At 49.4% G+C, this 25,198-nt stretch carries 20 protein-coding genes; 17 read left to right on the forward strand and 3 right to left on the reverse strand.

All coding sequences use genetic code 11. The features are described from left to right. Positions 1–8 precede the first annotated feature (8 nt). The 17 genes from OMQ46_RS00440 (at position 9) to OMQ46_RS00520 (ending at position 20,184) form a co-directional block, all read left to right on the forward strand. Positions 9–1,790, forward strand: coding sequence for a PglL family O-oligosaccharyltransferase (locus OMQ46_RS00440; RefSeq protein ID WP_266234914.1), 1,782 nt, complete (start codon positions 9–11; stop codon positions 1,788–1,790). Positions 1,791–1,942: 152 nt separating this feature from the next. Continuing rightward, positions 1,943–2,149, forward strand: coding sequence for a hypothetical protein (locus OMQ46_RS00445; RefSeq protein ID WP_266234916.1), 207 nt, complete (start codon positions 1,943–1,945; stop codon positions 2,147–2,149). Between the two features lie 126 nt (positions 2,150–2,275). Further along, on the forward strand, positions 2,276–3,298 hold the full coding sequence (locus OMQ46_RS00450) for a type II secretion system protein (RefSeq protein ID WP_266234918.1): 1,023 nt from the start codon (positions 2,276–2,278) through the stop codon (positions 3,296–3,298). A gap of 169 nt (positions 3,299–3,467) precedes the next feature. Then, complete coding sequence (locus tag OMQ46_RS00455; RefSeq protein ID WP_266234919.1) at positions 3,468–4,322, forward strand: type II secretion system protein GspG; 855 nt, start codon at positions 3,468–3,470, stop codon at positions 4,320–4,322. 12 nt (positions 4,323–4,334) lie between these two features. Next, positions 4,335–5,906 (forward strand): prepilin-type N-terminal cleavage/methylation domain-containing protein, encoded by a 1,572-nt coding sequence (locus tag OMQ46_RS00460; protein WP_266234921.1) that lies wholly within the window; start codon positions 4,335–4,337, stop codon positions 5,904–5,906. Positions 5,907–5,952: 46 nt separating this feature from the next. Beyond that, positions 5,953–7,710, forward strand: coding sequence for a hypothetical protein (locus OMQ46_RS00465; RefSeq protein ID WP_266234923.1), 1,758 nt, complete (start codon positions 5,953–5,955; stop codon positions 7,708–7,710). Next, positions 7,707–8,357, forward strand: coding sequence for a hypothetical protein (locus tag OMQ46_RS00470; RefSeq protein ID WP_266234925.1), 651 nt, complete (start codon positions 7,707–7,709; stop codon positions 8,355–8,357). The genes OMQ46_RS00465 and OMQ46_RS00470 overlap by 4 nt, the downstream gene beginning before the upstream one ends. 12 nt (positions 8,358–8,369) lie before the next feature. Beyond that, positions 8,370–10,016, forward strand: coding sequence for a GspE/PulE family protein (locus OMQ46_RS00475; protein WP_266234926.1), 1,647 nt, complete (start codon positions 8,370–8,372; stop codon positions 10,014–10,016). Between the two features lies 1 nt (position 10,017). Next, on the forward strand, positions 10,018–11,232 hold the full coding sequence (locus tag OMQ46_RS00480) for a type II secretion system F family protein (RefSeq protein WP_266234928.1): 1,215 nt from the start codon (positions 10,018–10,020) through the stop codon (positions 11,230–11,232). Positions 11,233–11,245: 13 nt separating this feature from the next. Further along, positions 11,246–11,686 carry a hypothetical protein gene (locus OMQ46_RS00485; RefSeq protein ID WP_266234930.1) on the forward strand — a complete coding sequence of 147 codons (441 nt, stop codon included), beginning with the start codon at positions 11,246–11,248 and terminating at the stop codon, positions 11,684–11,686. Positions 11,687–11,691: 5 nt separating this feature from the next. Continuing rightward, positions 11,692–13,944, forward strand: a complete 2,253-nt coding sequence (locus OMQ46_RS00490) for a DUF3438 family protein (RefSeq protein WP_266234931.1) — start codon at positions 11,692–11,694, stop codon at positions 13,942–13,944. Further along, on the forward strand, positions 13,931–15,049 hold the full coding sequence (locus tag OMQ46_RS00495; protein ID WP_266234932.1) for a TonB-dependent receptor: 1,119 nt from the start codon (positions 13,931–13,933) through the stop codon (positions 15,047–15,049). The genes OMQ46_RS00490 and OMQ46_RS00495 overlap by 14 nt, the downstream gene beginning before the upstream one ends. A 24-nt stretch (positions 15,050–15,073) precedes the next feature. Continuing rightward, a complete protein-coding gene (locus OMQ46_RS00500; RefSeq protein WP_266234934.1) occupies positions 15,074–16,411 on the forward strand; it encodes an ATP-binding protein in 1,338 nt (445 codons plus the stop codon). Then, positions 16,398–17,051, forward strand: coding sequence for a response regulator (locus tag OMQ46_RS00505; RefSeq protein ID WP_266234936.1), 654 nt, complete (start codon positions 16,398–16,400; stop codon positions 17,049–17,051). The genes OMQ46_RS00500 and OMQ46_RS00505 overlap by 14 nt, the downstream gene beginning before the upstream one ends. A 148-nt stretch (positions 17,052–17,199) precedes the next feature. Continuing rightward, positions 17,200–17,637 carry an Hsp20/alpha crystallin family protein gene (locus tag OMQ46_RS00510; RefSeq protein WP_266234938.1) on the forward strand — a complete coding sequence of 146 codons (438 nt, stop codon included), beginning with the start codon at positions 17,200–17,202 and terminating at the stop codon, positions 17,635–17,637. Between the two features lie 141 nt (positions 17,638–17,778). Beyond that, the gene (locus OMQ46_RS00515; protein WP_266234939.1) at positions 17,779–19,473 is read left to right on the forward strand and encodes an NAD-dependent malic enzyme; all 1,695 of its coding nucleotides are present in this window, start codon (positions 17,779–17,781) and stop codon (positions 19,471–19,473) included. Positions 19,474–19,629: 156 nt separating this feature from the next. Further along, on the forward strand, positions 19,630–20,184 hold the full coding sequence (locus tag OMQ46_RS00520; protein WP_266234941.1) for a PepSY domain-containing protein: 555 nt from the start codon (positions 19,630–19,632) through the stop codon (positions 20,182–20,184). Positions 20,185–20,391: 207 nt separating this feature from the next. Here OMQ46_RS00520 and OMQ46_RS00525 read toward each other — a convergent pair whose 3' ends face one another. From OMQ46_RS00525 to OMQ46_RS00535, 3 genes are all read right to left on the reverse strand, one after another. Then, complete coding sequence (locus tag OMQ46_RS00525) at positions 20,392–23,148, reverse strand: valine--tRNA ligase (RefSeq protein WP_266234942.1); 2,757 nt, start codon at positions 23,146–23,148, stop codon at positions 20,392–20,394. Between the two features lie 99 nt (positions 23,149–23,247). Continuing rightward, on the reverse strand, positions 23,248–23,676 hold the full coding sequence (locus OMQ46_RS00530; protein ID WP_266234943.1) for a DNA polymerase III subunit chi: 429 nt from the start codon (positions 23,674–23,676) through the stop codon (positions 23,248–23,250). Position 23,677: 1 nt separating this feature from the next. Then, a complete protein-coding gene (locus OMQ46_RS00535; RefSeq protein ID WP_266234944.1) occupies positions 23,678–25,171 on the reverse strand; it encodes a leucyl aminopeptidase in 1,494 nt (497 codons plus the stop codon). Positions 25,172–25,198: the final 27 nt, after the last annotated feature.

Here is a 25,198-nt window from a genome sequence, read left to right on the forward strand (position 1 = left end):
CTCAGTCAATGACGGCAGTAACCTCCAACGACCAACCACCACGTTCTCTTCTTGCCGGTTTCAGTATTTTTATGCTGGCACTGATGTGTGTGTTGCCGTTTTTGTCGCCTTATCACATGCCTCCTATCGCCAGTTTTTATAATGAATGGGCAGCTGCTTTGTTGGCAGTATTTGCCAGTTTGTTTTTGATTGGTCAAAGACAAGACAATTTGCAAATTCCTGTCATCACTTTTGTGCCGCTGGGGCTGATGGGGGTTTTAGGGTTGCAAATAGCGCTAGGCATGCCTGATTACTGGCAGAATCAATTTGTCGCCATGCTCTATCTTGGACTGTCAGCATTGCTGATGATCTTAGCTGCCAACCTCAGACATACAGTGTCATTGGAAAAAATCGTACCGGGTATCGCCTGGGCATTTGTTGTCGGTGCGACCTGCATTATGATTTTGTTACCTATTGGGAAGCTTTTGCCAGATGAGCACGCTTTGGCAAAGTGGATACTCGATAGCAAATCCGGCAATATCGGTCAGGTCAATCACTTCTCCAATTATCTGGCCCTGGGACTTGCATCATTGCTTTATCTCAGGATGAGTGGTCGTGTTAATACGCTCATCACTGTGCTGATTGCCGGGCTGATTCTGCTGGGTTTTGCCCAAGGTGGTCAGCGGATGGCGATCCTGTACGTCGCCTTGCTGGCTTTTGGTGGCTGGTTTCTAGGTAGAACTGTTTCCCAAAACCAGTCAACCGCGATGAAGCCCACGGCATTACTTTGGTTGATACCTGGGTTTATTCTGGCTCAACTTATCGTCCCTATGCTGGCTTTTCTCGAACCGTCGAAAATGCCCGCAGAACGGCTGGCACAGACGCTGGGCTCGGAATCCAGTCGTTTACTGCTTATTGATCAGGCCTGGAATTTGTTCAGACAACATCCCTGGTTGGGTGCTGGTTGGGCAGAATTTTCCTGGTACAACTTCACGGTGACGGAAGCTTATCCTTCCTTAAAAGGACTTTGGCATCATGCCCACAATCTTGTTCTGCAGTTACTGGCAGAGACTGGCATTGTTGGGGCAATGATTCTTACTGGCGGTATGTTGTATTGGTTTAGAGAACAGTTTCTTAACACAATGACCGCTGAACGCTGGTGGTTATTGGCACTGTTATCAGTGATCGGTATTCACAGCATGCTGGAATATCCACTCTGGTATATGACTTTTCTGGCCATTGCGAGCCTGCTGCTGGGACTGGGCTCAGAGCGACCATTGCAAATTCGTTTTCAGCTGGCACCTGTCTTTTTCTTAGTCATCTTCATTTTTTCAGCCTGGTCGATGGGAAATATGCTGACCAGCTATCAGCAACTTGAGACTACGCTGACCTCGTTACGTGAGGAAGGATTGCCGCAATCAGAAATCGATAAGAACCTGGAAAAACTCCATCAACTCAGGGAAACATCGGTTTTTACCCCGGTTGCCGATAACTTTCTGGTCAGAGTGTTACCTAATCAACCGGCGTTGATCAAAGACAAGCTGACAATCAGTCAGCAGGTAATTGAGAACTGGCCTGGTCGTGTTGAAACATACACACATGCCTATTTGCTGGCCATGAATAACCAGCCAGTTGCGGCACAGAAGATGGTGCGGATGGCAATCAAGCAATTCCCGGAATATCGTGAAGCCTATCATCGTTTTGTCCTGGCGCAGGTTGTGAAGCGACAGGAAAATGCCCTGTTGCCCATACTCATTATTCTCCAGGACCCCTACCAAGCTTCCGAGTCAGAACTGGGGATTGATGAGTGAACTTAATCAGGAACAAAAAAAGCGGCGGGAATTTATTCCGAAATCATACGCAAAACTATCGCTTTTAATTTCAGGAATTATTCCTATAGGGAACCTTTCCTGATTCGCCTAATATCAACGTCAACGAAGTTCAACCGGAGAGAGTCACATTCATGAATGCCAAAGTCGACACAGACCAACATCCACTGAAAGCCAAACTGCTGGAACTGGTAGACGATATCCTGGCACATGATGGTTATGGTGATATCCGTGTTGAGGTTCGTATTCTCAAACGCCGTCAAAAAGAAGTCATTCTGCATTGCGGTAAACAGTACCGTTACGTGATTGATTTCCCCGGTGAGCAGGGAGCCGCCTCCTGACAGGAGTGAATAAAACCGGATGACAGCAATGAGTGTGAGCGGGTCACATCAATAAAAAACTTTTAAACCCGATGTCCAACAGGCCGCTAGGGGTGGCTGAGGCTCAAAATCCTGAGAGAGATATAAATGAACATCAACCAAATGAAATCGGCGATTGCCAAATTCCGTAAAGCGGATTTGTCAGTCATCAAAGACGAACAACTGCGTAACAAAGCAAAAAAACTGCAAGGTAAAGAAAAAGGTTTCACCCTGCTGGAACTGCTTGTGGTTATCACCCTGATCGCGATTCTGGCAACCGGTGCACTGATTGCCTATGAAGACGTGGGTGAAGCTGCTGAAGCGGCCTCTGCCGGTAATGCTGCAGCGACTATTGACCGCGCCATTCGTACTTACCGTGCGGTAGAGAATGTATATCCCAATCAGTGGGATAACTTAGTTGAAGAGGGTGGCTCAGAAATGTTCTTCCGCGCCCCATCAATGAGAACATTCCTGGCTGCATGGCAAGCACCTGTATCAGGTGATACAGAACATGAAGTTTTGCAAGAAATGTTTGAAGAGTCTGGTATTGAAGAATTACAAGTTCTTAACACAGGCTCCAACTTTACCACTGCGGTCGCTGACAATCCTGCACCTAACCGATTCCACAATGAAAGTACTGGTGATGCCTTTGAAGCGGAAATTGAAGACGGGGAGTTCCCATCGCATCTGGCAGTTGTTCCAAACGATCAGTGTCCAACAGGAATCTTGACCAACGATTATCCAACAGCAGCATTTGACACCACAGTTTCTGTCAGTGGTAACAATCTGCAAAACCGTTATGGTGACGCTCTTGAGGGTGATGAATGTCACATGATGATTGCTCTTGGCTTTGGTGGTGATGCTGCTGCATCAACCACTTTCAGTAACGTAGCGATTGCGCAATCACCAACCTATGTCCGTAATACTGGTGATGAAGATACTTCAGTAAACCCTGAAATTCACTATTCTCGTTACATTGGTTTGTTCCAAGCTGGCCAATATGGTGACGCAGATGGTGACCCCAATGGTGCAGGAGCTGAGTGGTCATGGAACGATACTCTGCGTCTGATTGCTATCGTATCAACTGATGGCAAAAACATTGACGAGCTGGTTTCAGAAGCTCAGCAATAATCTCGTTTAGAGATGCCAAAAGAGGGGCGGGCTCAGCCCGCCCTTTCTTTATTTCAGAACGTTGCGTCAATAAAGCTTATTGCCAGAACGTTTTGTATGAACAGGATGCCATGCAGCGTAAACAGGGGCGCTAAATTCAGCGTGAGATCAATCTATCGGGAACAAGTAAATGTGGTTTTTATTGTTTGACCGAGTTAACAGCACTAACAATAAGAAAAAACAGGCCGGTTTCACACTGATAGAAATTCTGCTTGTCATTGTCTTGCTGGGCATCGTCAGTATTGCCGCGATCAATGCCTTTGATGGTAATGAAGATCAGGCACGTGAGAATATCACCCGACTGGAAATGGCCGAGTTGCAAAAGGCCTTGCTGCAGTTTCGTCGTGATAATCGTGAACTGCCTTGCAGCATCTATCGCCCGGGCGTCTACAACCCCCTTGATTTCCGCAATAACTTCGGTGATGTCGGTTTTATTGATGCCTTTGTGCTTCCAGCCGGTGGCGCTTCTCAGGCTGTGTGGCAGGACTGGTGTCTTTCTGCGCTGAACAATGCCAGTAACGAAGTACAGGCCTCAAATGCGCTTTTCATGCTGAACACCTTCCCTTATGACATTGCAGACCCTGATCTGGCTGCCTTAACGTGGAACAGAAGTACCCAACTGGGATGGAATGGCCCTTACATTAGCAAAGAAGGACTGACTGACGGTTGGGGCAATCCCTACCTGTTGCTGGAAGCGGAGCTGACCCTGGGGCAGAACCATCGCTGTGAAGCAGACTCAGGTGACTATGCCATTGATAGTTCAACGGGGAATTATGTCTGTGTCGCAGCAAATGATGCGGCATTTGACCCCGTCACCGACATACTCCCGGCTGATATCGCCCGTATTGTAAGCTCTGGGCCGGATGGGATTCTGGATAGTGAGATCAGTAACTACGATGTCGCAAAAACCAATCCGGATCCTGAGGTCATTGACGATCCCTGCATCCCACAAAATGACGATTTTGTTTTGTGTTTGTTGAGGTAGGGAGATAAAAGAGTGACTTCGGCACGTTCTCATTTATCACGCTTGCAGGCGGCAGGGTTCACATTGCTGGAAATGGTCTTGGTACTGTTTCTTGTTGGCTTGCTCGCCTCAGCGGGGCTGTTATTCACTGAAAATGTCGAACAACGGGCTGATTATGAGGAGACGCAAAGGCGAATGGCGGCGATTAAACGTGCCATCATTGGTGACCCGAACCGCACGATTGACAACTCGCCAGAAATCAGCGGATTTATCTCTGATGTTGGGCGTTTACCGCTATGCCTCAAGGAGCTCATTACATTAGGCGAAGTCGTCGATATTGTAGACGGTGTTTATGCCTCTCCCTGTGACGATGATGCAGAAAACAATATCCGAATCTGGCAGCTGAATACTGAAACAGGCAGGGGGAGCGGCTGGCGCGGCCCCTACCTGCAGGGGGAGCAGGAGGATAGTGGTGTCAGCACATTCCGGGATGGTTACAGCAATGTCAGTACCGATCCGGTTGAGGACGATTTGAATTTTGGCTGGCAGCGTTTTGAGGCTGATCCCGTCACCGGCGAAGTGCAAATAGTTAGTAGCGGATTTGATCTAAGTAGTGCCGTTGACGATATCAGTGCCACCTTGACGAACCTGAATGACTACATACTGACGCTTGGAAATTCATGGGGCAATGTGTCGACAATCTTGAATTTTGACTCCTCGCTGACATTCCAGGAGTTCAGACTTAAATTAAGCTTTCCAGTGGGAGGCGCCCCCGAATCATGGCCGGCGACCGAAGCAGAGCGGGAGGTGAGTCGCTCGCTGTCGTCAGTATTCCCAACCTTAAACATTAGCAGTGTCACTAATGCAGAGATAACCGTTCCATTATCGACTGTTGAGAAAATACGATTTTCTGCAGCCATCAATAAGTCAGGAGATGAAATTACGCTTGTGCCCGGCACGGTGATCAGTTACACCACGGAGTCAGCACCACTCCCTGAGGATTATATCGATGAATATAAAGTTGCCAGTTATTGTAATGGTGCCTGCACGATAGAGATTAGCAATCTGGCGGAGCCCGATGGCAATTTTATGGAAGTCACGCCGGGCGCCTCATCAGAGATTCTGGCTTCGACCAATGTGATAACTTTTATTGCAAATAACTTGGCAAAACGCGCCATCAAAGTCCCTGATGGCAGTAGCATTTCCGGTACAACACTGACATTACCCAATACGGCTACAATCAGCCTTCCAGCCAATAGCAGCTCTGTGGTTTCAAATAATACGGTCGTGCTGGGAGGCGATACCATCACGGTATCCGAAGCATTTACATTGGCCAACCGAACTGTGACCACCACAACTTCTGGTGATGTTTTTGCTGTGCCAGCGGGTACTGCATCAAGTGGTAATGATTTAATCATCCCCGCGTCGTTGAGTTTGCCTCTCGGCGTTCATAGCCTGACGGTGGTTTGTGAGAACAATGGGCATGTATACGTTGACGGCACCTGTGATGAAGCTAATTTTTCCAACGCCACTGAGGATGTTGTTGTTATTCCGCGAACAAGTGGTCCTGTTAAGCCAGAACCATTCTTATGGGGCGGGCTCTGATGCGGCACATAAGCAATCAGTTTGACTACTTGAAGACCGAGCTAGAATGAATTTAAAGAATCTGACCGATAAATTAACTTCCCTGCGTCCTAATAATGTCATGGTCTGCGAATGGACTGGCCTGTCTATGCAGGCAGCGGTCTTCAGTAAAGCTGGAAAAAAACTCCAGGTCCAGGCCACCGCATCATCAGACAGTATTGATCCTGCAGTCGCCTTCAGCCAGATTCTGAGCTCGCTTAAAACGCAAGGCTGGCAGGGTAAACATGTCGTCATTCTGACCCCCTCTGTGATTACTGCGATGGTAGAGCTTCCGGTCTCACCGAAAAAACCGAAGCCGGTTAATCAGATGCATGAATTGGTTCGCTGGGAAGTAGAACCCCTATTGATGCAGCATCAACTGCAATGGACGCTCGGACAGTTAATGGAGTCACACGGCATGCTCTCACCGGAGCAGGTGCTGGAAATCAATCAGGCGCAAAAGCTGCAAAAACAGGAAGGCAATAGAAACGAGCGTGGTAATAAACGATTCGGTGAAATGGCGCTTGAGCTGGGTTATGTCACTCGTGAGCAGGCACAGTCCCTGTTTGTGGTACAGGATTGGTTGCGGGGTGAGGACGATGACGTTCAATGTGGCTGGTCAGCCCAGGGTGAGGTGGATGATGCGCCGGGTGTCTGGAATTGGCTGACAACGGCCACGCATCAGTCTGTGATAGATAAGTGGAGTGAGCTCTGCGAAGACTATAAGCTTCATCTTGCCGGTCTGATGCCACTGACAGGAAATAGTGTGGCATTGATCGAGCATGCGGAGAAACACCTGGTTGTACTGGAGACAACAGAATTTATCACTACCTCTGTGCATTTGAAACGCGACCTGATCGTTTCGGTTCAGCATTATGTCAATCGCAGTGCTTCAATGCTGGATGCTTGTCTGGAAGTTTTTCATGCTGAAAACGCTCAGCATCCCGGCGTAGTTCTCGCAGCCCCTCCGGATAGCCTGCCAAGCTTGAGACGAAGTTTGAGTTCTGCGTTGGCAAACGAACCTGATCTGGTGATGTTTGATGAGCGCGATGGACTATCACCAGGCATGTTTGCCGCTGGACGGCTGTTTTTTGGTCTCAAAGGCGCTAAAAAAATCAGTATGGTCAGGCCGGGAGGACCATTGCCACCAACCTGGCACAGACCCGAAACACAGGCTTTAGCGCTAGTTTCAGCCATGCTGCTTTTGATCGTGATCTCTGAGATAACGATGTCTATCCAGCAGGCTTCCATCAGTAAAGAAAAAGCTGAAGTTGATGAACGTGCTGCCGTTCTGGATGCGGCAGTAGATCGCATAAAGAAACAACGTGAAGCGATTGAAAAACAGAAAGCAGAGTTGGAAGAGCAGAAAGAAAACCAACGAAGAATGGAAGCCAGGTTGGAATTTTTTGGTCAGGAACTGCCCGAGAGAGCGCTGCTGGTTCAGGCCATACTCGGTGTGCTTCAAAACAATATTAATGAGCAGATCATCGTTAGTCGGGTTGATGAAATGGGGCGGCGCGCGTCTGTGCAGCCATCAGCGTCACCGCCGAGTAAGCCGGGGGGGATAGAAACTGACAATTTCAACATTGATGCCTGGGCGCTCACAGAAAGTGCGGCGCAGGAATTTGTACAAAACATGAAACTCTCTGTGGCCGCTTGGGATATGGAGGTGAGAGATATTCAGGTCATCGAGAAACCGGGCCCAATGAATCTGTCAGGCTATTCGGTATCGATGAGCCTGGTGCGAGTGGTCTCAGAAACGGAGATTGGGGATACGCAGGCATGAAGTTGAGACAATTCAATAAACGTGAACGTATCCTGGCAGGCACAATCCTGGTTGTCGTAATTCTTGGTGGCTATGGCTTATTGAGGTTTGAGCCACGGCTCGAGACTATTCAAAGTCTTGAACGGCAAAAAGACGCTACGCTTAACCGTCTTGCCAAAATGGAAATTCCTAATGAGCCTCAAGAAGGAATAGACGAAATCAAGCGTGAGCTTGAAGACCAGAAAAAAGCATTGGATGCCATTCGAGAGAGTGCTGGCCAGGTTGAAATGCAACTGGCACCGATAGATTCACAGGAACTGAAGGTGAAGATCTCTGAGCTTGCACGTGACAGTGGTATTCGAATTAGAGTCAATGAGGCACTTCGGGCTCAGCCTATCAGTGGTCGGCGCGGTAATAACGGGGAGGAAGTAATACCGCCGGCAACAGNAGNTTNNATAATACGTATGGCNCCTGGTTCAATGTTTCAGCGCCCTTTGCANCGACTTGAAGTCGATGGCAGTTATCTTGCGTTCAGGCGTTTTATCCATGGTCTGGATGAGCTCGCCTATCAAGTCACCGTGATTCGTCTGAATATTGACAAGCTTGAGATATCGCCTTTCAGAGGTACCTCACAAATGTTGAAAACGGAAATGATTTTAGCGCTCTAAACAAGGACTTTCATGGCTGTCAGAGATGAACAATTAATCAGAGCGGGGGTCGAAACGGGGCTTATAGAAGAGTCAACCGTTGAACAATTGCGTCTGATCGGCAGGCGCGAGCGGGTGCCACTATTATCAAAGTTGCTTGCGCATTACCGTTTACCTCTCTCAGCCATGCATAGAGCCCTGGCAGAAGAGCATGGCCACGATTTTGTTGACTTAACGGATGCCGAGCTGAATGCGACGCTCACCAAGAAGATCCCGTCCAGCCTGATCAACCGCAAACAATTGTTGGTCATGACAGTGGACTCTCGTGACATGCTGGTTGTTAGTGATCCTACAGATCGAATGTCGATCGATTCTGCGTTACGCCTGATAGGCACGACTTTACCTGTAGTGATGAGTGACCCTGAACGCTTGCGACTGGCAATCAGGAAAGTGCTGGCCAACACCGCTGTAGGCCAAGCCAATGAGTCTGCAGCAGTGACTGAAACAGATTTGGTTGCCGTCCTGGATAGTGTTCTCAAGGATGCCTATCTTAATCGGGCATCGGATGTGCATTTAATGACGGAAGAGGATGGCTTACGTGTTCGCTTCCGGGTGGATGGCAAACTAACAGATTATCCCCTTGATGCTGACCAGTCTGTTGCAGCGGGATTGATATCCCGGGTGAAAGTATTGTCTGGACTGGATATTTCAGAGCAGCGGATGCCCCAGGATGGTGGTTTCTCTTATCGACTTGCCTCTCCCGTTGATATGGAATTCAACATTCGTGTGGCGACAGCGCCGACCCGCTTGGGCGAGCGCATTACCATGCGTTTACTCGGTAGTGAAAGCAACAGCCTCACACTGACTGATTTGGGCTTTCTTGAGAATGATTTGATCGAGTTCAAGCAGGCGATACGAAAACCTTACGGCATGATTTTGCTTACGGGGCCTACTGGAAGTGGTAAATCAACCACATTGTGCGCCGCACTGCAGGAAATCAATCATTCCGATATCAATATCATGACGGTGGAGAACCCGATTGAATATGTGATTGACGGTATCTCACAAATTCAGACTGGCCCCAAGATTAATTTTGCCGATGCACTACGGTCTTTGCTTCGTCATGACCCGGATGTGTTGATGGTGGGGGAGATTCGTGACTCTGAAACGGCTGACGTGGCCGTCAAGGCAGCCATGACGGGCCACTTGGTTTTCTCTACATTACATACAAACAATGCCGTGAGCGCTGTGACGCGTCTGGTCGATATTGGCTGCGAACCATTTTTGATTGGTTCAACGATGACGGCGGTGATTGCGCAACGGCTGGTCAGACGCCTCTGTCGCCACTGTGCCAAAAGCCGACCAGCTACGGATGATGAAAAAGTGCTGTTGGGTGTTGAAGATGAGGTCGAAATTTTCGAGCCAGTAGGCTGTGCCGTCTGTCAGGGCCAGGGCTTCAGAGGTCGTTTGGGCCTGTTCGAAACGCTTTGGTTCGACGAGCGTCTGGCAAGAATGGTAGCAAAAGGGGCCGATGAAGAAACACTGGAAGCCAATGCGGGGAAAGCCCTCAAATTTATGTGGGAAGATGGCTGTGAAAAAGTTCTGAGAGGGCTTACCACGCTGGACGAGGTCCGTGATGTGGCTGTTTTCAAACGTCATGATATGGCGGAGATAGCCTGAGATGCCGATGTTTGCTTATCAGGCTTTGAGTCGGACCGGGGAGGAGCTCTCCGGTAAGATGCAGGCGGAAAATACTAATGCTGTGGCCCAGGCACTGCGTACAGAGGGGTTGCGTGTCCTTGATATCAAAGAAAAACGTCGTTCAGGTTTTCTAGGACAGGATAACTTCAGCGATTGGTATGCGACACAACGATCTGCTTCGACTGACGCCTTAATTTTCTTCTACCGGCAAATGGCATTCATGCTCAGAGCAGGTCTGCCACTGGCTGAATGTATCCAATTGGCTGCGACGCAAGTGAGTAGTCCCAGGCTCAACTTTGCGCTCAGGAAAATGCACCGTGATATTGAGGCAGGCCAATCTCTGTCCTCTGCGTTGCGTAAACACCCGGATGTATTCAGTAATATCGCGATTAATCTGGTGGTTGCCGGGGAGAGCACGGGTGAGTTGGATGTGATTATGGACCGGCTTGCGATTCATCTGGAAAAAAAATCACAGCTACGCAAGCAGATGATCAACGCCATGATTTACCCAGTGGTGGTCATATTGGCTGCGATTGGCGTGGCGGTATTCATGGTGACAATGATCATTCCCAAATTTGCACAATTTATTCAGGGGCGTGGTAAACGACTGCCAGAATCAACACAGACTTTAATTGACGGTGCGGCTTTCCTGAGAGAGAACGGGCTGACCATTATCGGCGTGATGATTGCCATAATGATCCTTATTCTGATCACTTATAAAACCTACCCCGGCCGACGCTGGATTGATCGCATCCTGCTCAGCACGCCGGTGTTTGGCAAATTAATTATATACGGGTCAATGTCACAGATGAACTGGGCCTCATCAATTCTGATGCGAAGCGGCATAACAATTTTTGAAACACTCAAGATAACAGCAGATCTCATAGCCAATAAAATCTACTCGGACAAACTAAAGCGGGCATCGGAAAGCGTCATGGCGGGGCGGGATCTGGCCAGTAGTATCCAGCATCCTCAAATGCCATCACTGGTGACACATATGATTGCTATTGGCGAGAGAACAGGTTCATTGGATCGTATCCAGCAGGAACTTGGGATCTACTATCAGAACCTACTTGAAATTGGTATCAAACGTCTGTCTGCCATGCTTGAACCGGCGATGATTCTGATCATCGGCGGTATGGTGGGCTTTGTCTATTATGCCTTTTTTCAGGCGCTTTTTGCCCTTGCAGCCTAGACAGCAGGAAAACATGATGAAACAAGTGATCAAGTTAATTATTTCCGGCCTCATACTCGCCCACTTGGGCGCAATAAGTGCGAACGAAATGCAAGGTGCGAGTAATGATCGAACATTTATCCGTGACCCTTTCACGCCGAGTATTCTGATGTACGAACAGGCGGGGACGGTGGCGAACATTGATAGTGATGCATTCGGATTTCGTCCAGCGCCAGATGATGTTGAGATACAGATTCCTAAAATGCGCCTCAGAGGTTTCATCACACCGGAGGGAGAGCAGGAAGAGCTGGCATTGCTCGAGATCAGCGGCAGCGGTGTTTACATGGTGCGTGAGGGGGATGAAATTAACATTGATCCCAGACAGCCCGCCAATGCCATTCGTATTTCTGAAATTTCCCGACTGAGTATCACCATAGAAACCGGGACACTCGGCCGTATTCGCGTTTTAAGATGAGTTATATGAAATCCACAAGAATAAGTTTTGTACTGGTGAGCATGATCGTTGCTGGTTTGGCCTCAGCTGAAACGCAGAATCAAACGGTGATGAATCAGACTTACATCGCCGAGCGACCACAGGCTATCCCGCCTCGGCCTGTTATCAATAATCCTGACAACACCACGCGTATCAGAGAGGTTGAGTTCACGGGTAGTGCGATCAGTGATGTTGTTCGAACCCTTTCTGAGTTGAGTCGGCAGAATATTATTGCGACGCCGGAAGCAGCGCAGAGACAGGTCACGATTCATCTGAAGGATGTCACGATTCTGGATGCAGTTAAATCAATCAGTCGCATCAGTGATTTGTGGTACCGCTATGATGAAGATACCGATACCTATCGTTTAATGACGCGTGAGCAGTACAGTAAGGATTTGATTGTCAGGGAAAGCGAAAACATCGAGATATTCCGTCTTCTCAATGCCAATGTGCTGGTGATCGCACAAGCTATTGAAGACATTTATGGTCAACGGGTTTTGCTCTCTTATGGTTTGCCACCCGCCTCAAACAGTTTCGGTTCTGGTTTTGGTTCCGGAAACAGCATAGGCTCAGGCTCTCAAAGAGGAAGTTTCGGCAACGTCAGAGGGAACAACCGAAGTGTACGTAACTCAAGTCGAACGAGTCGCTCTAGTGGCAGTTCCCGCGGGCGGAGTGGTATTGGTCGTGATAACCTGACGCAGTCGGGTGCGGTCTTGGATGGCGATGAACTCACTGTCGATCAGATCGAACAGATTGCTTCGGCAATTGAGCAGTCAGGAGCCCGCAATGTCAGTCAAGAGGCGCTGCAGCAGGCTACAGTCCAGTCTCAGCCCATTTATGTGACGGTCAATAATGAGCATAATATGCTTGTTGTGCGATCAGACGACCGAGCAGTGTTGTCTGGCATCAAACAGCTGATAGACCGGATGGATATTCCTGTCCCACAGGTGATGCTGGAAATGCGAATCCTTAACGTGGTTCTTGGCGAAGATATCAATTCAATCTTCAACTTTGAGCTGCAGCCCAGTGGCAGTAATCAGTCACAAAACCCGATTTTGCTTGGCAATAATAACCTGCTGAACTCCGGTACTTTTGTTTATGAGTTTCTCAACAACCGTCTGCGGGCCAACATTCAATTTCTTGAAGAACGAAATCGTATCAAGGTTCTATCCAATCCAATGGTTGTTGCTTCCAATCACAGGCCTGCAGAGTTATTCATCGGTGAGGAAGTTCTGCTGACGGAAGGCTTTGAGTTTTTCCCGGCAGTTATAGATAACGGGATTGTATTGCAACAGGCTTTTGTTGAAGCCCAGATTTCTCGTGAGGATATCGGGATTACCCTGCGCCTTACGCCAAGAATTAACAATGACCAAACGGTTGAATTGTTCATTGAACAGGAAAATTCCACTGTAAATGAAGGGGGTGGCACGATTCCGGTGGGAGATACGGTGACGGGTATTACTAATGTACCGGTTGATACAGTAGACACTGCCAGGCTTACCGGAACGGTAATGGCCAAAAATAATCTGACAGTTGCTGTCGGAGGCTTGATTCGAACCAGCGAAAACCGCAATGAACGGAAAGTCCCCCTATTGGGTGAAATTCCAGTTATTGGGCGATTGTTCACATCCACAATTGAAGGTGAAGAAGAGACCGAGACTGTCCTCTTGATAACTCCGCGAATTATGAATGTGCCTGGAGAAAGCGAGAGCATTCGAAACAACGATAATCTTTTTTACAAGTCGCACAACGCGGGCTACCCGGATCCGGCTGAACCGCCAAACCGTTTCATTGATAAAGAAGATGATGTGAATGCGGAAACAGCCACGGCTGCTGAAACAATGGATTCGGCCAACGCAAGTCGTCAAGAAATCTATATGGAAATGAGTGAATATGCCGCAGACATGATGCGCATCAGTGAAATCGATAGACTCAAGGACCCTCTATACTCGCTGGTTAGGGTGCCACGTGCCCTGCGTGAAGATATTTTCCCTGGTACTCAGTTAGCGGCCAAGCCTCTGGATGCATGGAATAGGGGGGGGATGTATGTCACTGCGGTGCGGGTCCTTAATACAACAAGCGTAGAGCAGCCCGTCAATTATCAAGACATTAATGGTCGTTGGCTTGCCTCGACAGTTGAGAATACTTCGCTGGCACCTCGGGGGCAGGAGGGTGACACGACCTATATGTATCTGATTTCAGCCTTGCCGTTTGAGGAGGTGATGAATGAAACCCGGTAAATGGATGCGCCTATCATTGACCTCATTGCCGGTCCTCTGCGTGTCGTTTTCAGCTTTGGCAGCACCGAAGTTAACCATGCATGTATTTGAGGAAGTGCCTACATCAGAAAATGAAAAACAACTGGCTGAGATTAAATCGACAAGCACTTATCAACCGTCTTCCGTTCCAAACAATAAAGCTAAAGAACCTGAGAGGTTAAAATTACACGTCTATGACAGACGTCCCGAGAAAAAAGTGCCGCCATTGACCTATGATTATGCGGACATTTATATCAAAACGGGGTATCGCCGAGATGACCTTCAGTGGAGTATCGCGGGTTTAGGGGGACAGCCGAATATTTTATCGGAGCTCACATGGCAGGATCTGGAAATTGCAACTATTAATCTGGGCGCTAATTTATATCTGAAAAATAACTGGTTCGTGAACGGTGACCTAGTCTGGGGTGAAATCTTTGATGGTAAAAATCAGGATTCCGATTATTTAGGAAACAACCGTACATTGGAATTCTCTCGTTCCAACAATGGGGCAGATGAAGGCAATATTCTCGATATCTCTTTGGCTGCTGGGCATCGCTTTGCCTGGCCTTTAAACCAGGCTAATACTTCAAGTTTTGAATTAAGGCCAAAACTAGGGCTCGCCTATCACAGCCAGAATCTCAAAACAGTTGATGGTTATCAAACCATACCAGCAAACGGGCCCTTTGAAGGGCTGGACTCGAGTTACGACACTACCTGGTTTGGTCCTTGGGTGGGGCTGGAGACGATTTTTATCAAAGAAAATCGCTTTAGCCTTGGGCTGAATCTTGAGTATCACTACTTTGAGTACGATGCGGAAGCTCAATGGAACTTAAGGACGGATTTTGCACAGCCTGTTAGCTTTGAACATGAGGCAGAAGGCACTGGATGGGTGGCTGGAATCAACAGCAAGTGGTCTGTTTCACCTGCACTTGCAGTCACTTTGGATTTTGAATATAAAAACTGGCTTGCGGACAGAGATGGCGTTGATACAACTTATTTCTCTAACGGTAATGAAGTCAGCATTAAACTCAACGAGGTCGATTGGGAAAGCTATGGGTTCAGCCTGGGGCTAAATTATGATTTTTGATCCAGCAACATACCTGATTCAGCTATGAGCTTGCGAGGGCTGATCAACGCCAGGATTGTGCTGTCTGTTGTCTTGATTCTCATTATTGGCGGCCTGATGGCCATCTGGCAGGCGCGTCAGTCGGTTCAGAAAGAGATCAATTCCTCTTTTAACCTGGCCCTCCAGATGATTGATCTGAGCTTCAAATATCCAGCCAATCGTGCGATTACTGAACAGCACTGGATGCGTCAGCTCAGTGCTATTCAGAAAACCCGTCATATACATATCAGTCTGGTGAATGATGACGGCAGTGAAAGTGAATGGCTCGCGGGAAAGAGAGTGTCTGACGAGGAGGATATGCCACCGGCCTGGTTCAAAATGGCGGTCACTTCCGACGCACCCTCTGCGAGCTATGATATTCAATTGCTGGATGGTCGAACAAAAACCATTCTTATCCGCGCTGATCCTATCGATGAAATCGCCGAAGCCTGGGGTGAGTCGGTCGCTTTTTTCTGGTCGATAGTATTGATGATGATGGTCATTTTTGTCGCCATTAATATCGTTTTTCAATCGATGCTTAAGAGTGTCCATGCGATTCTGGCGGGTTTGCGTCGTGTTGAGAGTGGTGAATACAGTAAAAAATTACCGCATTTCAAAATCAGTGAATTCGATGCCATAGCTACAGAAGTGAATAACCTGACGGAGGCCCTGAATATTGCCAGACAGAATAACCAGGCGCTGGCCCGACATACGATGCACATTCAGGAGAATGAACGGCAGACTATGTCGCGCGAACTGCATGACGAAATGGGCCAATCGCTGACCGCTGTTAAGGCGATGGCTGTTGCAAGCAAGCAGCCGAAAGCGAAGATCAATGAGATTGCGGACTCTATCATTGGTATCTGTAACCATCTTTCAGTGGTCGTGCGTTCGATGATGCGTACCCTGCACCCGCTCAGCCTCAGTGATTTGGGGCTCGCAGCGACTTTGACAGACCTGGTCACCGAATGGCAACGGCGATATCCTGCGCTGGAAATTGATTTAACTTATGATGAGGCTGTGAACTGGCTTGATGATGAAGTAGGCATCCATGTCTACCGCATCGTTCAGGAGTGTCTGACTAATGTGGTCCGTCATGCTCAGGCATCCAAAGCAACGGTGACGGTCAGACGACATATCATCAAAGGTAAAGAGCAGGTCGTTATCAGAGTCGAGGATGATGGGATTGGCGGCTCAACGGAAGGAGAAGGCTTTGGTGTGCTGGGTATGCGCGAGCGGGTTGAGAGCATGGGCGGCCAGTTTGCATTCGAATCCATCCCCGGTCAGGGAGTCAGAGTCAGGGCCTGGATGCCATTCATAGAGAGAGAGAATGACGAACAATAACATCAGTGTTTTATTAGTCGATGACCATGAAGTCGTTCGCGCTGGATTTCGTATTTTGTTATCAGCACAACCCTTTATCGGCGATATCATGGATGTGAACCGGGGTGAACTGGTTGGACAGGAATATGAAAGGCTACAGCCCGATGTGGTGGTGATGGATTTATCGATGCCGGGTATCGGCGGCCTGGAGACGATTCGGCGTCTGCATAAGCAGGATCCTAAAGCGGTAGTGCTGGTTTACAGCATCCATGACGAGGCCATTTATGTTGAAAGGGCACTTCAGGCCGGTGCCAGAGGCTATGTCAGTAAAAACAGCGCAGCTGAAGTCCTTGCTGAAGCGGTCAAGGCCGTGGCAGAGGGAAAACAGTATGTGGAGGAGAAGCTGCTACCTGAAATCGATGATGTGCGTCATATGGATATTGAGCATTACCGCGAAGTCGTCGATTTATTATCACCGCGCGAGTTTGATGTGTTCTGTCGGCTGGCTAAAGGCATGACCGCGCACGAAGCAGCGAATGATCTCCACCTTGGCTATAAAACGGTGGCTAACTACAACACCCAGATTAAGAGCAAGCTGAAGGTGAACACAGCGGCGGAACTTGCCAATATTGCCGTGGTGCTGGGGCTGATTAAGCCCTGAGTCAAAATCTAAGTGACTGATATTGATGCCGATCAATATCAATAAAAAAATCTTGATAAACCTCTTGAAAAGCCTCACTGGTGGACACATTATTTTAGTCAGAAAGACATGTCTCTCTGATTAACTTGATGTTTTTTGGAGGTTTATTATGGCAATTCAACGTTACAGACCCCTTAGCCTGCTGGATGAACTGCAGCGGGAAATGAATTCATTGTTTCAGACGCCGACCACAGAGAGCAGCTTTAACAGTGAAGAGTGGAGCCCGGCCGTGGATATCAGTGAAGATCAGGATAAATTCACGATTCATGCGGATCTGCCCGGTGTGAAATCCGAAGACATTGAAGTCACCGCTGAAAACGGCATCCTGACGATTAAAGGTGAGCGCCAGGGGCATAAGGAGGAAGAAAAGGATAACTACCGCCGCGTGGAACGATTCAGTGGCAGTTTTATCAGACGTTTTACCCTGCCGGAAAGAGCTGATCTCGACAATATTGCGGCCAAGACCCGTGATGGTGTGCTCGAACTGACTATTCCCAAGTCAGTGGAGGCCAAACCCCGCCGTATCGAGGTCAAAGTCGATCAGTAAATATTAAAAGCCCGGTATCAATCCTGTGCCGGGCTTTTCTTTATTAATCGCAGTTCCCGGAACCAATGACAGGTTTGCTTTTCCTGCGTGCTCACGGTTTATACTGGCCTTGAGGCGAGGCACTAACAGGGAGCAAGTCCAATGACAGATCAGCGTAAAGAGGAACCTGTCTACATTCCGCATGCCGGCACAGCGCTTTTGGGCACATCGCTGCTCAATAAAGGCACGGCATTCAGCGAGCAGGAGCGACGCGATTTCAACCTGACCGGACTGATTCCGCATCACTTTGAATCAATAGAAGAACAGGCCGAACGCGCCTATCTGCAATATGCCAGCTTTGACTCGGCCATTAATAAACACATCTACCTGCGTATGGTGCAGGATACCAACGAAACCCTGTTTTATTATCTGCTGGAACAACATCTGCAGGAAATGATGCCGGTGATTTACACGCCGACTGTGGGCGAGGCCTGCGAGAAGTTTTCACAAATCTACCGTCGTGCCCGCGGTCTCTTTATTGCCTATCCTGACCGTTATCGCATTGATGAAATTCTACATAACGCCACCAAACGCCATGTCAAAGTGATTGTGGTTACCGATGGCAGCCGCATACTGGGCCTTGGCGATCAGGGCGTCGGTGGCATGGGGATTCCGATTGGTAAATTGTCTTTATATACGGCCTGTGCCGGTATCAGCCCGGCTTATACATTGCCAGTGATGCTGGATGTCGGTACTGATAACGACACCTTGCTCGACAATCCGATGTATATCGGCTGGCCGCATCACCGGATTGATGATGAACAATATGATGAATTCATCGAACTGTTTATCGATGCTGTAGAACGTCGCTGGCCTGGTGTTTTAATCCAGTTTGAAGACTTCGAACAGCGCAAGGCGTTGCCGCTGCTGGAGCGCTATCAGGACCAAATCTGCTGCTTTAATGATGATATTCAGGGCACGGCATCCATCACAGTGGGCTCCCTGCTGGCAGCCTGTCGTTTTAAACAGCAGAAACTCTCGGAGCAGCGCATCGTATTCGCCGGCGGCGGATCAGCCGGTTGCGGCATTGCCGAGCAGTTGGTCGCTCAGATGTGTCGTGAAGGACTGACCGAGGAAGCGGCAAGAACCCGGATTTATATGGTGGATAAAGCCGGGCTGCTGACTAAATCAATGTCCGGGCTTTATGATGCGCAAGCTCGACTGGCGCAGTACGACAATGCAATCAGCAACTGGTCAGTAACGTCTGATTTTATCAGCCTTGAACAGGTCGTTGAGCAGGCCAGACCGACCATTCTGATTGGTGTTTCGGGGCAGCCGGGATTGTTTACCGAATCGCTGATTAAAACCATGCAGCAACATTGTGAGATGCCGGTGATTTTTCCCTTGAGTAATCCCTCAAGTCGCGTTGAGGCGTTGCCGGCAGATTTGATTCGCTGGACCGGTGGCAAGGCCATCATTGCGACCGGCAGTCCTTTTGACCCTGTGGAATTTGAAGGCAGGGAGTTTGTGATATCTCAATGCAATAACAGCTATATTTTCCCCGGTATCGGCCTTGCTGTGGTAGCGGGCGGGATTTCGCGGGTCACTAAGGAGATGATGATGGTGGCGAGTGAAGTGCTGGCTAATAACTCGCCTTTGTCAACGGATAACAGCAGTGCCTTATTACCCNCACTCAGCAGCGTACGTGAGTTGAGTCAGGCGATCGCCTTTGCGGTCATTCGTATCGCACAGGAGCAGGACCTGGCGGCCCAGTCAGATGAACAGAGCGTGCAGGAAGCGATTGAGAACACTGTCTGGAACGCGCAGTATCGTCAATATAGAAGAGTCAGTATTTAGCAAAACTTTTCTTGTTACCACTTGTCATGTTGGATGGGTATAGGAAAAATTCCTAAAATNAATAATGGCTGTTATACTGTACTCACAAGTTTGATCATTGCTCTTGTGGGTAGAGATTGATCGTTTTGGATCTTTCATCTCAAAAAGGAGCTTTACATGACAACTTCTGTTCTGAAAATTATTCCTGCCGCTCTGGCTTTATCTCTCTCTTCTACTGCTTTTGCCGCAGATGACAACTACGATCTGGATGATATTCGTAACTGGAATATCGTCAAAATCGAAACCTGTCTTGATGCCGCACTGGATACCATTCCCGGTAATGCCCGTAAAGTTGAACTGAAAATGGAAGGCGATGATCCGGTTTATGAGTTCGATATTGAAGCAGACGCCGACGGCAACACTTATAACGTTGAATGCAATGCCGAGGAAGGTTTTATTACTGAAATCGAGCGTGAAGTCGATGCTAACGATCCGGCATTCAAGAAACTGGCAAAAATCTCACAAGCTGAAGCGCGTGAGACTGCGCTGATGTTCCATCCGGGTGAAGTCGTCGCCTCTGAAATGGAAGTCGGTTTCGATGGTGACGCCACTTATGAGTTCGATATTCAGAGCGTGCATGGCTATGAAGTCAAAGTCGATGTCGATGCCACCACCGGTGAAATCGAAGAGGCGAATATCGAGCTTTATGAAATCGGTATGGAAAAAGAATAAGCCTTTTTCTGATTGCGACAAAAAAGCCGCTGAAAATTCAGCGGCTTTTTTTTGCCTTTTACTGTGAGCCGCAGTGGAAGCAATTGATAGCTCCAGCCGTGGAGATGTTTCGGCTTCGCTCAACATGACATTTAGCCAATTGTGCCAATAGCCCCTTGATAAAGCAGAGGCCTCTTATACGAGGCCAATGACTGTCCAGTCCAGCCTTTAAGCCCCCAACGCGGCTAACTGCTGTTCCAATTGCTGATAAGCCTGCTGCATTTCTCCCAGCTTTTCGCGCTCTTTGGCCACGACTTCTGCCGGTGCTTTAGCGACATAGTTTTCATTGGCCAGCTTACCGGAAGATTGCTTGATGACCTTGTCGAGCTTGCTCATTTCCTTGTTCAGACGGGTAATCTCGGCGTCTTTATCGATCAGGCCTTCCAGCGGGATCAGGATTTCCATTTTGCCCACCAGCGCGGTGGCAGCGGCCGGTGCTTCACCATCCAGTAAGTCAATGGATTCCAGGTTGGCAAGCCTGCTCAGGAAGTTACGGTTGTTCTCCAGTCGGATCTTATCCTCAGCCTGAGCATCTTTGAGCAATACCGGCAGTTGTTTTTTCGGTGCGATATTCATCTGCGAGCGAATTGAACGCACACCGGTGATAAACTGCATCACCCATTCCATCTCGGCAACGGCAGCTTCATCGATCTTATTGTCATCAGCAACGGGGTAGGGCTGACGCATAATCGATTCACCTTTGACTCCGGCCAGAGGTGCAATAGTCTGCCAGATTTCCTCGGTGATAAATGGCATAAATGGATGTGTCAGACGCAAGGTCGCTTCCAGCACCCGGACCAATGTGCGACGGGTACCGCGTTTGGCTGCTTCTGATGCGGTGTCAGAAGTCAGTACCGGCTTTGACAGTTCCAGGTACCAGTCGCAGTAGTGATTCCAGATAAACTCGTATATGCCCTGCGCAGCCAGGTCAAAACGATAGCTGTCCAGCGCTCGGGTGATGTCTTTCTCCGTGCTTTGCAGCTTGGAGATAATCCAGCGATCGGCCAGACTCAGTTCGACATCACTGTTATCAATGCCGGTGTCCTGATCTTCGGTGTTAATCAAAACGTAACGCGCGGCATTCCACAACTTGTTACAGAAATTGCGGTAACCGGCAATCCGGTTCATATCGAAGTTGATATCACGGCCGGTGGAGGCGAGCGAGGCAAAAGTGAAGCGCAGGGCATCAGTACCGTGTGGCGCAATGCCGTCCGGGAATTCCTTGCGGGTCGCTTTTTCAATCTTGGCGGCAAGTTGCGGCTGCATCATGCCACTGGTGCGTTTGGCAACCAGACTTTCCAGATCGATACCATCGATAATATCGATAGGATCCAGGACATTACCCTTGGATTTCGACATTTTCTGACCATAGGCATCACGTACCAGACCATGGATATAGATTTCCCTGAACGGCACATCATCCATAAAGTGCAGGCCCATCATCATCATCCGGGCGACCCAGAAGAAGATAATGTCAAAACCGGTAACCAGGACGCTGGTCGGGTACCAGGTTCTCAGCGCATCGGTATTGTCGGGCCAGCCCAGCGTGGAGAATGGCCACAAGGCGGAAGAGAACCAGGTGTCGAGCACGTCTTCATCCTGATTCAGTTCAATGTCATCAGCAAGCTTGTGCTTGTGACGTACATCGGCTTCATCATGCCCAACATAGACATGACCGTTGTTGTCATACCAGGCCGGGATGCGGTGTCCCCACCAGATTTGACGTGAGATACACCAGTCCTGGATGCCATCCATCCAGTTGAAGAAGGTTTTATCCCAGTTGCCGGGGACGAATTTGACCTTGCCTTCTTTCACGGCTTTGACTGCGGGCTCGGCCAGTACGTCAGCTTTGACATACCACTGGTCGGTTAGGAAGGGTTCAATGACTGCACCGCTGCGGTCACCGCGGGGCACCATCAGTTTATGATCCTGAATGCTTTCCAGCAGACCCAGTTCTTTCAGGTCATGCACAATCACATCCCGGGCTTCGTAACGATCCTGCCCCCGGTATTTTTCCGGTGCATTATCGTTGATGGCAGCATCAGCGGTCAGGATATTGATCTGCTCCAGATTATGTCGCTGGCCCATTTCGTAGTCATTGAAATCATGGGCCGGGGTAATTTTTACGCAACCGGTACCGAACTCACGGTCGACATAATCATCGGCAATGATCGGGATTTCTCTGCCCACCAGCGGCAGGGTGATGGTTTTGCCAATCAGGTCCTGATAGCGTTCATCTTCAGGATGGACTGCCACCGCGGTATCGCCAAGCATAGTTTCAGGGCGGGTGGTGGCGACTACCAGATGGCCACTGCCATCTGTTAGGGGATAGCGGAAATGCCAGAGGTGACCGGATTCTTCCTCTGACAATACTTCCAGATCAGAGACAGCGGTATGCAATACCGGATCCCAGTTCACCAGGCGCTTGCCCCGATAGATGAGACCTTCATCATAAAGCCGCACAAAGACCTGTTTCACTGCTTCGGACAGCTCATCGTCCATTGTGAAGCGGTTACGTGACCAGTCCAGCGAAGAGCCCAGGCGGCGAAGCTGGCGGGTAATATTACCGCCCGATTCTTCTTTCCATTCCCAGATCCGTTCGATGAATTTGTCCCGGCCCAGATCATGGCGGGTTTTGTCCTGAGCATTCAGTTGACGCTCAACTACCATCTGGGTTGCGATACCGGCATGGTCAGTACCCGGTTGCCACAGGGTGTTATGGCCTTTCATGCGGTGATAGCGGGTCAGCGTATCCATGATGGTATTGTTGAAACCATGGCCCATATGCAGGCTGCCGGTGACATTGGGTGGTGGCAGCATGATGCAGTAAGGGTCACCTTCACCGGTCGGTTTGAATTCCCCGGCCTGTTCCCATTGCTGATACCAGCGTTCTTCAATCGCGTCAGGACTGTATGTTTTTTCCATCTTGTTCTTGTTCAGATCTAAGTCGTTAAAGTAGCAGGGCATTATACCTGCTGAGGCAGGTCGCGGTCAGCCGCAATCGGAAATTGGTCTGCAGGAAAATTAAATGTGGAAGGTATCGAGTTCGTAGCCACGCTGTTTGTAGAACTGAAAACGTTCTCGCCCCGCCTGTTTCACCGGGGCATTATCGTCGATAATCTCAGCCACCCGTTCAAACTGACTGAAAAACAGCGGTTGCTGATCGGTGAGGTTGATTAATACATCCATCAGTCGGGGCGGGCTGGTTTCAGCGTGGCCGATGAGCACCGGGCTGGCATTATCACTGCCTGAACTTACCTGTTCATGAGGAACGAAACTATCCGGGCGGATAGCCCATAATGCCTCGTCCAGCGCGGCACTCTGGCTGGCATTTTCGGTGTGGATGTAGACTTGCTGACCCTGATGATAAATCTTTTCAGCCAGGCGGCAGGCAAAGGCCTGCCGCTGTTCCGGCTCAATTGACTTCAGCACGTAAAAGCTGACTCGGGTCATATCAGCTTTGTGATTCGATTTTGTTCAACAGATATTGCACCAACAGTGGCACCGGACGACCCGTTGCCCCCTTGGCTTTACCGCCGAGCCAGGCAGTGCCGGCGATATCCAGATGTGCCCAGTGGAATTTTTCGGTGAAACGGGACAGGAAACAGGCGGCCGTGACGCTGCCGGCTTCTTTACCACCGACATTGGCGATATCGGCAAAGTTACTGTCGAGTTGTTTCTGGTAATCGTCCCAAAGAGGCAACTGCCAGGCGCGGTCGTAACTGTCATTACCGGCTTTGAGCAGGGCATCAGCCAGATCCTGGTTGTTGGCCATCACACCGGTTGTGACGCTGCCCAGTGCGACAATGATCGCCCCGGTCAGGGTCGCAATATCAATTACGGTATCGGGTTCGAAACGTTCGCTATAAGTCAGCGCATCACACAGAATCAGGCGGCCTTCAGCGTCGGTATTCAAAATTTCGATGGTTTTTCCGGCCATGCTGGTGACGATATCGCCCGGTTTGTTGGCATCGCCGTCCGGCATATTTTCCGAGCTGGGAACCACGCCCACAACATTAATCGGCAGGCCCAGTTCTGCGATGGTTTGCATGGTGCCGAATACGCTGGCAGAGCCACACATGTCGTATTTCATCTCATCCATGCCCTGAGCGGGTTTGAGGGATATACCGCCAGCATCAAAAGTCAGGCCTTTACCCACCAGGACGACGGGTTTGGCGTCGCCGGCACCCTTGTATTCCATGGTGATCAGCTTGGCTGGTTGACGACTGCCGCGGGAGACTGAAAGCAGGGACCCCATGCCCAGTTTTTCCATTTCCGCTTCATCCAGCACGGTGGTAGTGATGCTGTCGAACTGCTGACCCAGTTTGATACCTTGCTCGGCCAGATAGCTCGGGGTGCAGATGTTACCGGGCAGGTTGCCCAGTTCACGTGCCAGGTTCATGCCGCGGCCAATCGCTGCGCCTTGATCGACGGCCTGGCCCAGCGCCGCCGTGTCAGTCTCATCACAGGCAAAACTGAGCTGTGTCAAAGGTTTTTCGATCGGCTTGTTTTCACTTTTAGTGTGTGTGTAACGGTAGAGTGCCGTTTCGGTATTGACACTGGTCTGCCGCACTTTCCAGGCAACTGAGCGATCACCCAGTTCCACCTCGGCGAGACAACAGGTCGCGGTTTGTGCGCCACTTTCATTCAAAACCTGCGCCATGGTGGTGGTCGCCGCGTTGAAATCGTTCTCAGTGGTTTTGCCTTTTTTACCGACACCAACCAGCAGAATACGTGGACTCTTGATGCCTTCGGGGTGATACATGAACAGGGTCTGACCCGGTTTGCCGGTAATATCGGCGGCATCAACCACACGCTGCACCGCGCCGCGGGTGTCTTCATCCAACTGCGCAGCGCAGGGGCTCAGTTCGCCGCCATCATAAACGGCAACAACGAGACAGTCAGTCTGCTGTGACGCCAGCGCATCGGTAGTGACAAAATACTGCATGGATTTCTCCTGTAGGGATGAATTAGT

The sequence above is a fragment of the Methylophaga sp. OBS1 genome (assembly GCF_026319365.1).